Annotated in this window: 8 protein-coding genes; 4 read left to right on the top strand and 4 right to left on the bottom strand. The window is 58.2% G+C overall.

Going from position 1 to position 13,058, the window contains the following annotated elements:
- Both ROO76_21085 and glpX read left to right on the top strand, forming a co-directional pair.
- The coding region (locus tag ROO76_21085; protein ID MDT8070664.1) for an acyl-CoA dehydrogenase family protein at window positions 1-978 on the top strand (978 nt) is incomplete at its 5' end.
- A 147-nt stretch (window positions 979-1,125) separates the two neighbouring features.
- Window positions 1,126-2,166: a class II fructose-bisphosphatase gene (gene glpX, locus ROO76_21080; protein ID MDT8070663.1), complete on the top strand. Its 1,041-nt coding sequence runs from the start codon at window positions 1,126-1,128 to the stop codon at window positions 2,164-2,166.
- 90 nt (window positions 2,167-2,256) lie between these two features.
- Here glpX and ROO76_21075 read toward each other — a convergent pair whose 3' ends face one another.
- A complete protein-coding gene (locus tag ROO76_21075) occupies window positions 2,257-2,982 on the bottom strand; it encodes a PAS domain S-box protein (protein MDT8070662.1) in 726 nt (241 codons plus the stop codon).
- Window positions 2,983-3,389: 407 nt separating this feature from the next.
- Between ROO76_21075 and ROO76_21070 the strand changes: the two genes are divergently transcribed.
- The gene (locus ROO76_21070) at window positions 3,390-4,220 is read left to right on the top strand and encodes a DUF4097 family beta strand repeat-containing protein (GenBank protein ID MDT8070661.1); all 831 of its coding nucleotides are present in this window, start codon (window positions 3,390-3,392) and stop codon (window positions 4,218-4,220) included.
- 238 nt (window positions 4,221-4,458) lie between these two features.
- Here the strand turns inward: ROO76_21070 and ROO76_21065 are convergent, their stop codons facing one another.
- Window positions 4,459-5,199, bottom strand: a complete 741-nt coding sequence (locus ROO76_21065) for a methyltransferase domain-containing protein (GenBank protein MDT8070660.1) — start codon at window positions 5,197-5,199, stop codon at window positions 4,459-4,461.
- Between the two features lie 354 nt (window positions 5,200-5,553).
- Here ROO76_21065 and ROO76_21060 point away from each other — a divergent pair, with 354 nt between their 5' ends.
- Window positions 5,554-6,726 (top strand): saccharopine dehydrogenase C-terminal domain-containing protein, encoded by a 1,173-nt coding sequence (locus ROO76_21060; GenBank protein ID MDT8070659.1) that lies wholly within the window; start codon window positions 5,554-5,556, stop codon window positions 6,724-6,726.
- 64 nt (window positions 6,727-6,790) lie between these two features.
- On the opposite strand, the gene ROO76_21055 is transcribed toward ROO76_21060, so the two are convergent.
- Together ROO76_21055 and ROO76_21050 are read right to left on the bottom strand one after the other, a co-directional pair.
- Window positions 6,791-10,270 (bottom strand): UvrD-helicase domain-containing protein, encoded by a 3,480-nt coding sequence (locus ROO76_21055; GenBank protein ID MDT8070658.1) that lies wholly within the window; start codon window positions 10,268-10,270, stop codon window positions 6,791-6,793.
- Complete coding sequence (locus ROO76_21050) at window positions 10,260-12,938, bottom strand: PD-(D/E)XK nuclease family protein (protein ID MDT8070657.1); 2,679 nt, start codon at window positions 12,936-12,938, stop codon at window positions 10,260-10,262. Before ROO76_21050 ends, ROO76_21055 begins: the two co-directional genes overlap by 11 nt.
- Window positions 12,939-13,058 lie beyond the last annotated feature (120 nt).

Here is a 13,058-nt window from a genome sequence, read left to right as displayed (position 1 = left end):
AAGGGCTACGGCTGCGCCGAGATGTCCAACGTCGAATACGGGTTGGTCATGCAGGAACTCGAGCGCGGCGACAGCGGCGTGCGCTCGTTCGTCAGCGTGCAGTCGGCGCTTGTCATGTATCCCATTTGGGCGTTTGGCAGCGACGAGCAGAGGGAGAAATGGCTCCCCGGAATGCAAAAGGGCGAGAAACTCGGCTGCTTTGGTCTGACCGAACCCGACTTCGGCTCCAATCCCGGCGGCATGCGTACTCGCGCCCGGAAAGACGGTAATGATTACGTCCTGAACGGCGAAAAGATGTGGATCACCTCGGGCTCGATCGCGGATGTTGCCGTAGTCTGGGCCAAGGTCGCCGACGAGGGCGATCGCGTTCGTGGCTTCCTCGTCGAAACCGATCGGCCCGGATTTAAGGCTGACGACGTCCACGGCAAATGGTCCCTTCGAGCCTCCGTGACGAGCGGCCTATCCATGCAGGACGTACGCATTCCCGCGTCCAATGTCCTGCCTAAGACCGAAGGGCTCAAGAACGCGCTCATGTGCCTGAACCAGGCGCGCTACGGAATCGCATGGGGAGCTGTGGGCGCTGCCATGGCCTGCTACGACACAGCGCTGCAATATTCGAAAATGCGCAAACAGTTCCGCGATCAGCCGATCGCCAGCCACCAACTTATTCAAGAGAAATTGGTCTGGATGATCAGCGAGATCACCAAAGCGCAGTTGCTCGTCTTGCAGGTAGGCCGCCTGAAGGATGCAGGAAAGGTACAGCACCAGCACATCTCGATGGCGAAGCGGAACAACGTGTGGATGGCGCTGGAGTGCGCGCGCATGGCCCGCGACATTCTGGGCGCCAACGGTATCGCCGACGACTACCCGATCATGCGCCACATGATGAACCTCGAATCGGTAAAGACCTACGAGGGCACGCACGACGTTCACGCGCTGATTATTGGAAATTCGATTACGGGAATTGACGCATTCTGACAGACGATAGAGAATGCTTGCCGCTCGACTCAGAGTGCAAAGTGGGGCAACTCTTCAAGAGGCCCGAGGTTCAAGGTACAAGGTGCCAAGACACATTTTTCTTGGACTCATACCTTACACCTTGTACCTCAAAGAACACGAGGAAACATGTCCATCACCGCGAATAACAAGCACGAATCCGTCGCCAAGAGCTTCGGCGTAAACATCGAATCCGATCTCGCACTTGAACTTCTTCGAGTGGTCGAGAACGCGGCGATCGCGTCGGCAAAAACCATGGGCTTCGGTGACCGCAAGCGTGCCGACGAAGTAGCCACAGAAGCGATGCGCGAGACGATGGATAGTGTTCCCATGGAGGGCACGATCGTCATCGGTGAAGGCGAACGCGACGAAGCACCGATGCTCTACATCGGCGAAAAAGTTGGAGCGCACTTCCCCGACGGCACGCCTGTACCGAAGATCGACATCGCTGTCGACCCGCTTGAGGGAACGAATCTCTGTGCTACCGGCGCACCGGGCGCAATCACCGTGCTGGCCGCGAGCGAACACGGTGGTCTGCTGCACGCGCCCGACTGTTACATGGAGAAGATCGTGGTCGGCCCATCGTGTAAGGGCCTGGTCGATCTCGATGCTCCCGTAGCGCATAACCTGAAGCAGATCGCGAAAGGCCTCAACCGTGACGTCGAAGACCTCGTTGTTATCGTCCTCGACCGCGCGCGGCACGAGAAGCTCATTAGTGACATTCGCAAGGCCGGGGCGCGAATCAAGCTCATCGGCGATGGCGACTTGTCGGCGGGAATCGCGGCCGCCATTCTCGGTACCGGCGTTCACGCCGTCATGGGCACTGGCGGGGCGCCTGAAGGCGTAATCACCGCCGCCGCTATCCGTTGCCTGAACGGCTACATGCAGGGACGACTGACCGGTTACACACCCGAACAGAAAGAACGCATGGCCCAGATGGGCATCAGCGACGTGAAAAAGGTTTACTCGGCTGAAGATCTCGCGCCTGGTAAGCAGATCATCTTTGCCGCGACCGGCGTGACCGAAGGCGACTTGCTGAAGGGAGTTCGCTTCTTCGGCGAGGGCGTGCGAACATCATCGATCGTCGTGACACTCGATACGGGGCGCGTGCGCTTCATTGAGAGCATTCACCTGGACAAGAGGCAAGAAGTTAAGGTGAGATTCGCCTGAGGAGCAGAAAGGCGCGGCGGTGTTCTCAATCAAGAAGGGGGAACCCAAGAGGCCGGCCAGCGCCGGCCTTCGTTCGTCAAAACAACTAGCTCAACCCCGGAGTTTTCGCGCGATTGTTGATGCTCCCACAACCCGGCCCGAAGGGTTGAAGATCGGCGAAACGGTAACCGAGACGCGCACCAACTGCCCTTCCTTTGTCTGTCGTACGGTCTCATAGCTCTCAACGCGCACACCTTTCCGCAATTTCTCCATGATCGTGCGTTCGTCATCGGCGCTATCCCGCGGAACCAGGATACGAATACTGCGGCCGAGCGCTTCCGCGGCAGAGTAGCCGAAGAGCCGTTCTGCGCCTGCGTTCCACGCCATGATGGTTCCGTCGAGTTTCTTCGAATAGATCGCGTCCTGGGCGCTCTCCACAATTGCAGCGAGGTGCAGAGCTTCGTCATACCGCTTCTTGTATTCACTCATGATCGCGGGATCAAGAAGGCGCGTGGCGAATTCGAAATGGTCCTGATTATCGTCGTGCTCGATCGCGAGAATGCTGCGAACCAGCGTGGCGATCCTCGCCAACTGGCGTTCCGCTTCTTCGTGATGCGCAAGTTCCTCCGGGGTTTCAGCCGAGGTTTTCAATAGATAGAGCAGATTTATGAGGGCTTCGAGCGGGTTGTTGATCTCGTGCGCGAGTTCGTGCGCTATCTGCGCCGCAGCAATCTGCTTGTGCAGTCGCTCGGCGCGCTTCTCACGGCGCGACAGCGATACGGGAGAGGACGTACTCTCCTCATGAGAACTTGCCTCATAACCATAACGATACGGCATTCCACATCCCCAGAATGAGGTTCAAAAGTAGGAAACCGCAGCAGCTTTGATCCGGGTGCGATCGTCGACCTTTATAATTTTGCGCCGCACCCAAGTCTTCTGTTGCAAAGATATTGCCAACATCGCAATCCGCAAACCTCTGATAAACAATGGTCCGAATCAGGAGTGTCTCTGCGAAGTGGGTAGCAATTATACGATAGTTTGCTGGAAGGTCTCGTCTGACAGGCTTTTCCGGGAACTCGCGAGGATTTGTGCCAGTTCAGGCAACCCGCTTCGATCCGGTCGAGAGTTCCGCCCTAACCGAGCCTACCCCGAACCGCCTCACCGGAACCTTTATGGCGCCATTTCCGTATCACTAACCATTCAGCTACTGCTTCGTCTAACACGGCAACGGAGGAGAGAGGGTTATGCCGACCAGTCGCAAAGCTACTTTATGGGGAGTCCTCTTAGGCGTCACCCTGGCGGTCGCGCTCGCAAGTCTTCCGGCGCACGCTGGCGTCACCGAAGAATTCCACAAGACCTATCCCATCAGCCCTGACGGACGTATTAGTGTTAAGAACCTGAACGGCGCGGTAACGGTCGTAGCCTGGGATAAGAACGAAGTCCAGATTGATGCCATGAAGACCGGAGACACAAAGGAACTGGTAGACGAGGCGAAGATCGAGGTGACAGCGGGTTCATCCGCGATTGACGTTCGGACGCACTATCCCGAGGACCGGCACAATTACCACGCGGCAACAGTCGACTATACCCTGCATGTGCCCAGGCGCGGCAGGCTCGACAAAATCGAATTGGTAAACGGCCGCGTCAGTATCCAGGGCGTGCAAGGCGGGATCCGCGCTTCGTCCGTCAACGGTGAGGTCGAAGCACGAGAAGTCGCCGGTGATATGAATTTGCAGTCGGTCAACGGCCGAGTGCTCGCCGATATGAGAGCTCCGGCACGCTCGGTTGAACTTGGCACCGTAAACGGCCAGGTCGCGCTCAAAATCCCTTCCGACGCTTCGGCGGAAATTAATGCCAGCACCGTACACGGCAACATCTCGAACGACTTCAATATCCCCGTGAATCATGGACATTTCGCACCTGGCAGCGAGTTGCGCGCGCGGCTCGGCAAGGGCGAAACACGCATGAAACTCTCGACCGTGAACGGCGGGATCGAGATACAGAGAGCTCCGGACGGCAAACCTCTCGGCAAAGTGACCAACCTTCTGCCCGAGGACAAGGGTCGCTATTACTGAGGATGACGTCCGGTCTTCCGGTTTTCCGGAAGACACGTTCGGCGCCACACGCCCGTGTGACGCCGAAGACAGGACCTCGCAAGAGGTCGGGAGGCCGCCGGCTTCTGCCCGAACCGGCGGCTTCTGCATTTGGAGACAAGGTACAAGGTTCAAGGCACAAGTTGCAAGAATCTACGATCTCCCGCCACCTCTTTGGGCGGGGGCGGGACCCCTCGTCATTGTCTGCGAGGTTCGGGCACTACATAAGCTCCATGGCGCGCGGGGGTGAATTCACATCCGGCTTCTGTGCGGTCAAAAGTAAGGCCCCGATTCTTTTGAAGTCGCGTAGCTCGGCGGCGTTCTTGAACCACTTTCCCGAATAAGTCTCCGGCGTTGGCGTTTCGTCTGGAATTCGATGTGCCTCGGCGTTCTCGAATGTGTGTTTGCGCAGCAAGTCGACATATTCCTGCTCGGAACGGATCTGCACCGGAACCTTCAGCTCGTCCGCCCATCGCAGCGAATAGTGATTATCGCGATAAAGGTTTATCAGGATGTAGAGATGAGCTTTGGGAGCCATCACGCGGAACAGTTCCGCCAGCGCGAGATCCTGGTCGGCGTAGTAGTAGAACGACTCAATGGAGAGAACCTTGTTGAAGTAATTTTCCTGCCAGGGAATCTTCTGCGCGGAGCCCCAGATGAACATCACGTTTTCGAAATCCTTCGAGGCAGCGCGCGCACGCGAGATCATTTCGTCGGCGACATCGAGCCCGACCACCTGCCCGCCACTATCCGGCCCGTCGCCAACAAGCCGCGCCAGGATCCGTGTTGCCCAACCAACGCCGCAGCCAAGATCGAGCACCCTTTCGCCGGGCTTCAAATTCATCCGGCGAATCGTCTGCTCGGCAATGCTGATGTGGTGCTGCTCCATCTCCTCGCCACGGCCCGCAGCCGCCCAAGCGTTAAACTCCCGCCGTAGTATTTCGTCCGCGTCAGGTTTCATAAAGACAGTTCTCAATTCTCAGTTACTCACCACTTGCCTGTTTGTCGACGGTTTTTAGAAGGTGGTCCATCACAAACTTCTGCTTGTATCTATGCTACCGTTTATCCATGCTCGAAAACCAGCCCACGACGCCGCAGTCAGCCTCGACGCCTCTGTACTGTCCCGTCTGTGCGCGTGAGGTGGATGACCCCCTCACCTGCGGCGATTGTTGTGCCGTCATCTGTCGTGTCTGCGGGACGCCCTTGGAATCCGCTGACGACCTGGCGCACGGGTAAGGTGCCGCTCAAAACGTTTCCTGGTTCGCTACAGGATCGGGTATTCTGAAGAGTTTGCAGTCACAGGGAGAAGATCGCAATGAAGCTTCTGGTGATTGGTGCAGGAATGATGGGTTCGTCGGCGGCCTATGACATGGCTCGCTGCGCTCGCGTTGAGAGTGTCACGCTCGCTGACGCCGACACGCGGCGCTCGAACGAGGCTGCCAAGCGTATCAACAAGATGGTTCCCGGCAAGAAAGTCGAAGCCACGGGCATCGATGCCTCCAGCCGCCGCGACGCGGTAAAGAAAATGCGGGGACACGACGGAACCTTGTCCGCAGTTCCCTACTTCTACAATCTTGGGCTCGCAGAAGCAGCGATCGATGCCAAGTCTCATTTTGCCGACCTCGGTGGAAACAACGTTGTTGTTCGCAAGGAACTCGCACTCGACAAGAAGGCTGCGAAGAAAGGTGTTGGGATTGCCCCCGACTGCGGCCTTTCGCCCGGCATGGCGTCCATTCTTGGCGGCGAACTCATGCGGCGGATCGGCGGCAAAGCCGATGCGCTCAAAATCTATGTCGGCGGCCTTCCGCAGGACCCCAAGCCACCGTTCAACTACCAACTCGTCTTCTCCGTCGAGGGGCTGATCAACGAATACTGCGAACCGGCGCGCATTCTGCGTAACGGCAAACTGGTAATGGTCGAGCCTCTGACCGAAATCGAGTTGTTCAAGATTCCGGATTTTCCCGAACTCGAGGCCTTCCACACCTCGGGCGGAACCTCGACGATGCCCGAAACTTACGGGAAGAACATCGGCGAGTGCTTCGAGAAGACTTTGCGCTATCCCGGCCATGTGCAGATGATCCGATCGCTCTATGACCTCGGGCTTTTCTCCAGCAAGAAACGCAAGATCGGGAAAATGGAGATTGCACCACGCGCTGTGATGTCCGACCTGATGGTTGAGAAGTTCAGCGGCGATAAACCAGATGTGACTGTCATGCGTGTCGAGGCCCACCGCGACGGCCACGTAGCAGCCTTCACGATGATCGACAAGTACGATCCCGCGACGAAGCTGACCTCAATGATGCGCACGACCGCGTGGCCCGCGAGCGTTGTCCTGCAAATGATGGTAAACGGTGAAATCACCAAGCGAGGCGCCGTACTGCAGGAACGCGATGTTCCGGCGAAACAGTTCCTGAGCGAAATGGCCGCCCGCGGCGTTGAGCTGGTTTACACGCTCGAAGGAGCCGCAAGCACCGCAGCAGCAAGATAGAACGTCGGGTGTTGAATCTGTGACCCACGTCTGCCGCAGCCAGCCGGCGTGGGTCCTTTAATCTTCAGGATTTCCCCACTTGAGCCGAACTCGCCGGCTGCCCTGACGATCGCGGCTCCCACTCGCGCCACCCACTCATGAGTGGATAATACAAGGCCAGACGGACAGGTACGGTCGAGTCGAACCGGCGAAAAATCTCCGCGTACCGCTCCATCTTCTCGCGATAGCGCTCCACTTCATTATCGAGGAACGCTTCGCGGTCGCCGCCTTCGCGCAGGCCTGTCTTGTAATCGACGATCCAGCGCACGCCATCAGCAACGAACGTCCGGTCGATGACGAAGCTGTTTAGATTGCTCCCAAAGAAACCCGTCAGCGCGAATTCGTTCTGAGCACCCGCACGAGGTTGCAAAATCCATCGACCTCGCTCTTCGCTGATCGCCGCCAGCAGCGCTTTTTCCGCACGGCCGACTGCGTCGGGCAGGTCTGACGGCGCAACGCCCTCATTTCCCAATGCTGATCCAAGCATCGGGCGCAGGTTTCTGACGCGCTCTTCGTTCCATTTCGCCAGGCCCTCTTCCCCTATCCGCTGAAGCATTGCATGAACTACGACGCCGACGCGCCGTGCGCGCTCTCCCGCCCAGTCGTAAGTCACATTGTCATCGGGATCTATTGCCTCCGGCTCGCGTCCCGGCTGCCACTGAACACCATCCGGTATCTCCGGCAGAGGCCATGCGAGCGGCAAGCGTCGCAGCATAGGGGGTGCCTCGACTTCTGCCGCAGCCGCAATCCGCAGCGGTTCTTCAGCCTGCAGGTTCGCCGCCCGCACGTTGGCTTGCTCCCGGAAACTGCATTCGATGGCCGGCCAGAGCAGGCCCAACATGCTCCGCCGCTGTGGTTGCTTATTACCCGCCAAATAGTCTTGCGCATCACAAGCGAGGCTCGCGAACAAGTGCAGTTCATGCTTCGCACGCGTGGTCGCCACATAAAGCAGGCGCCGCAACTCGTTATCTTCGCATTCGCATTCCGTGCATTTCAGAAAGCCGTATATCGGATCATCCTCTGCGCCCTTCGCCTTCGTCGCGGCCATCAGCAGTTCAGGGACGCCTTCAACTTCCCGCTCGCTCCACAGTAGCAAGTTGTGGTCGTTCCCCCGGGTGTGACGTCCGAGACCGGGCAGCAGCACGGCGTCGAACTCAAGACCTTTCGCCTTGTGGATAGTCATTACCTGGATGGCATCGGTGGCGTCCGGGTCGGGCTGGGAGAAGAGCTTCGCGACAGCATTATCGAAAGCAGAGAGGCTTTCAACGTCGCTTCCAAAGTCGAGTTCATCCAGTAAATCGAAGAACGCGGCCGCGTCTTCCATTTCGCGGCTCTCGCGCAGGCATGCCGGACCGTTCAGGCTGAGCCAAGTCGACTCCACCCACTGGCGCAAGGGCAATCTTCCGCGTTGTGCCAATGCCGCATCCATGACTGGCAGCACACGTCCAAGTCGTGCCTGCCCATCTTCGCTTAACCGCTCCCGGCGCTCTCGAATCAACTCCAGCACCGTCGCGTATTTCTGTCCTTCGACCAGCGCGTGAAGGTCGCGAAGCGAGAGGCCACACCAGGGCGCTCGCAAAATCGCCAACCACGCAACTCGATTTCCGAGGTGCAGTAACGCGTGTGTGAGCGCTCGCAAGTCAGAGATCACTACTTGCTCTGCAAGAGCATCGATCTCCACTGCCTGGAAGCGAAGAGCCGGTTCCGATCCTGCCGCTTCACGCAACGAGGAGACGATGTTGTACAGGTGCGTTCGCGAGCGCACGAGCACCGCGGTTTTTTCATGCCGCGCGCGTAAGTCGCGCACAACCTGTACGACCTGCTCAGCCTCTTTCTGTCTCGTCTCGTCGTTGGTTCCGAACTGCGTATGCAGTTGAACCTTTGCCTCACCCTCTTTATTCCGCGCTGCCGCACGGCACGCAGAGAATTTCACCGCGCCGGTCCCGAGATCCTCCTCTTTCGGAAAAACCGTGGGAAAGACACGGTTGACCCAATCGACAATGACCTGTCGCGAGCGGAAGTTCTTTTCCAGTTGCAGCAGTTCCAGGCTGATCGCGCCGAACGACTTCGTCTCCGAAACGCGAATGAACGATGCGACTTCGGCCTCACGGAAGCGGTAGATCGACTGCATCGGGTCTCCGACAAGAAACAGAGTCCGCCCGTCGCCGTGCTTCCAACCCGCTGTGAGCGCTTCCAAAAGTTTTACCTGGCTGACGGACGTATCCTGGAACTCATCCACCAGGAGGTGCTCGATTCCCTCTCCCAGAGCCATCGCGAGGTCAGTGGGCGCTCCATAGCTTTTCAGCGCCTGCAATGCGGCTTCTGAGATCGCAGCGTAATCACAGGTCTGCTGCTCGACGAACGCTTCTTTCAGTTGTTCCGCGGCACGCGGCAGCAGCCGCGCGAAACATTCCAGCGCCGCCCACTGTGACTCGGAGTAGCGTGCCGGCGGAAGTCCACGAATGGATGCTAAAGACTCTTCAAGACCTGGGATCTGGCTCAGTGCTGACATTAAAGCTTCATAGTTCTCCTTCTCTTCTTTCTCATGTCTTGGCAATCCAATCGTTTTGTCCGGTCGTCCTCGCCAGTGATTTTTTGTCTTGGTCAGCACAAACTCGACCAATCCTCTCCAACTGTCCAGCGCTTCTGGGGTACAGTCCGGAAATCCGTCCAGGTGTTCGCAGGAGACAATGACGTGCTGAGGATCATCGAGTTTCTTGTTCGTCGCGGCGATCTGGCTCAGCCTCACCAGTTCCCGGCGCAAATCGTCGGGAATCATTCTCTGCACCGCTTCAAGCCGGTCGCAGACGATTCGCCGCAGCGTTGCTTCCATTTTGGCGCGCAATTGTGCGGCGTTGCCGAGATCGACGTGCCGCAACCACTGGTCGCGCGGGCCGAGCATATCCGACAACTGCTTCTCGAGTTCGGCTACGTTGTTGTCGAGGTGCTCGAGCGCTCGCCGCACGTCCAGCGCAATCGGGTTCGAAGTTCCCAGGAGCTGGATGGTTCGGTGCGCTGCCGCCGCATAAAGGTCACCTGGCTTATCGGTGACGTTTCGCATCGCGCCCAATTTCGACGTCAGTGGCATCATTCTGGTGATGCTGTGGCAAAGCGAATCGATGGTGACGATGCGCAACCGCCCTGGGCTCTCCAGCAGCTTCCAGCCACGCTTCTCGTCGCGCGCTAACACGCGATGTGCGAGTTTCCAGCGCTGGCGCTTGTGTTCCTCCTCCGGCGGCACCGTGTCAACAGCTTCGCGTAGTGCTTTTGTCACCCGGGCGCGCATCTCGCCTGCAGCTTTGCGGGTGAACGTAATTGCGACGATGTTTTCCGGCTCTTTAACGATCGCAAGTAACGCCAGGAACCGCTGTACCAGCAGTTCGGTTTTGCCGGAGCCCGCGGGCGCCTGCACAATGAACGATGTACCGGTGTCGAGCGCCCGTTCGCGCTCGAACGCGTCTCTATCAATCTCGGGAACGGCGAAGAGGCTGAGATTATCCTGCATACTCGTCCTCTTCTTGTCCGGGGCGAACTTCATTCACGCGGCAGAGCATCCCCAGATGACATTCATTGCAGGTTTTCTTCCTGTTCTTGGGATCGACTGCCGCATGACCTGCACGGAATTGGCTGCCCAGTTTGTCCAGCGTGTCGCGCCAGTTCTGCAGCATTTCCTCGAAAGACGGCGCCGGCCGTTTCTTCCCCGACATCGACTCGAAGTTTTCCACCGATCCAGGCAGAACTCCGGAATGCTTGGCATATCCCTTGAACGTAATTTCTTCCGAGTTAATTTGCACAAATCCCGCCGCTGCGAGTCGCGAACCTAGTTCCGTCGCATAGACGGGCACCTGCGGGTCCTCAGGCCGGTCGCCATCCCACTGGCTGAGGGTCGGCTTGCCGCTCTTGTAGTCAAGCAGTACCAATCCGCCGCCCTCGAGTTCGTCGATCCGATCCACCTTCACGTCCACTGTTATGCCGCCGTGTGTCACTTCTCTCTTCTTCTCCAGTTCAATCACACGGAACGGCGTTGGCCGCCCGCTCTCCAATTCGAGCAACCGGAGAATCAGATTCTTTAGCCGGTCGCGCTCGATCGCCACGACCTGTTGCTCCCACTGGGCCGGCATCGCATGGTCACTCTGTTTCACCGCGCGCTCAATGCTATTGGTTACAAGCTCTTCAAGTTTTACTTTATTTTGTACTTGTAACTCCGCTTGTGACTGGAGTTCACTCCAAATGATCTCAAGTGATTTATGCAGCAGATGCCCCCGGAGCTTGCGGTCAACACCGGGCTCCGGAACCGTGAGTTCGCTGGCGTCCAGGCGAAGCTCCGCAAAAGCGCGGAATGGGCATGCAGCCTGAAGTTTAAATGCCTTGGTACCACCGGAGCTGATCGGTTCGGTCACGATCGGCCCACGATCGTCGAGCGAATTATCGCCAGCCGCCGAAGCAAAGAGCTTGTGTCCGAAGCTCAATAATGTAACGGGAGTTGCCGCTCGCGCGATCTCAGGAAATTCCGCTATGAGCGGGCTCATTGTCAGCTCGACATCCTGTTCTCGCATCGGCCAACTGACAATTACATTTCCGGCAGAATGCAGCAGCCGCTTCATGGTCTCGCGCGCGTAGTCCAGCCGCTCAGCCGGAAAAGCTCCCTTCACGTTGTGCAATCGCTGGAGATCGATCGGAATAAAGGGAGACGGATGCGCCTCCGGAGGCCACGCCGCCGCATGCAATCCCATGACCCAGAGATAGTCAAACCGCGAACCCGATGCCTCCAGTAGACCTACGAGCTGAACTGGTGCGCCGAGATTCTCCGGTTGGAAGATCTTCTCCTCGGCGGCTCGCACCAATCGGCGAACCATCGCCGCAAACTCCATCGGCTCGGCGACAAGATCGAGGCGCGCAAATTCGCTGAGCAGCTGAACAAACGCGCGCTGCGCCTGGTATTCCCTGCTATTCACGCCTCGTGAACCCGGCCAACCTGCCTTGCTCAGCAACGGCAGAATTTCGCGGCTCCAGGCGCTCGGCGAACGCGGTCCTGCCAACCGCGCTACCGCAGTTTGGAAGTTCCGCAAATCAATCGCAAATCCCCGGCACGCCGTCCGGCGATCCGCAGCATCTCTCAGACTGTCGAGAGACAGTTCGCTGAGGCCTCGCGAGCGAATCTCGGTGTCCAGAACCGCCCGTGCACTCATTTCATCGGGATCACCCAGAAATGGCGACCGCAATAGCCGGCCGACGAATTCACTCGATTGGGACCTGCTCGCGAGTTCCAAAACTGCGAGCGCAGTGGCAATGATCGGTGCCTTTGATATCGGCACTCCCAGGGAGATCTCAAAGGCACGAGGCGCTGCGGTTCCCGAAACTGTCAAGGCTCCGGGATGCAGGACCTCCAGAAAGATTCGCTCTGCGGCTCCGCGCAGATCGTCGAGATTATGGACAACAACGCCGACGGTAGCCTTCGGCTCTTCTTCCAGAATCTCACGCGCCCACAGCGCAGCGGCTCGCAATTCCGCGTGGCTGTCTTCCGAAGCAATTCGTGATGCCGCTGCAGATTCGCTATCCGGCTCGCCAATCGTGCGTACCACACACGCTGCTTCGAGCACCGATACAAGAGCTTGCTGCTGCGGGGTAAAGAAATCGAACCCCCAGAAGATGATCTCCCGACCTTCGATAGCCGTAACCGCCATCGCGTGCAACTGATCGGGTAACCGCGCTTCGTCGAGCCATCCATTCCTCTCGCACACAGATGCATATGAGCTGGACCAGCGGAAGAAAGCCGCCGTGTCGGGCTTCCGGCGGAATGCGCCCTTCTCCCGCGGAATGCGGTAAGCATGAACGGTTCGCCAGGCTCGACTGCATTCCAGGGCGAGCGATCCGGGATCAAGATTCGGTTGGTCGGCGGCAATGATTCGCTCCCACAGATACCGTTCCTGGCGCTCATCAAGCAGCGCACTGAAATGTCCGGAAGAGTGGAGGAGCTGCTCCTGCCAAAGTCGCTTGAGCCAAGCCGACCAGGGTAGAACCTCCGGGCTTCGCCATGCCGCGTGGTTGTTGGCGCGCTGTCGGTCCGCAAAAGTGCGCTTGAGATTACGCGCCGCTCGCGTGTTGGGACTGATCACGCAGGCGCCCGACTGCGCGGCGTCGAGAACGAACTGCAGGTTCCGGCGTTCGGTCATGATGGCCCGAGAAGATGACTAATTATCTTACGCTGGAGAGGATGAATTCAGTGCTGTGAATTGGTGTGAGAGTGTGCAGAACGCGAGATTTGACCCTACGGATTGGGTTCCAGGTACCTG

The sequence above is a fragment of the Terriglobia bacterium genome (assembly GCA_032252755.1).
Lineage (GTDB): Bacteria > Acidobacteriota > Terriglobia > Terriglobales > Acidobacteriaceae > JAVUPY01.
Note: the sequence above shows the minus strand (reverse complement) of the source record. Positions and strands in the feature narration are given on the sequence as shown.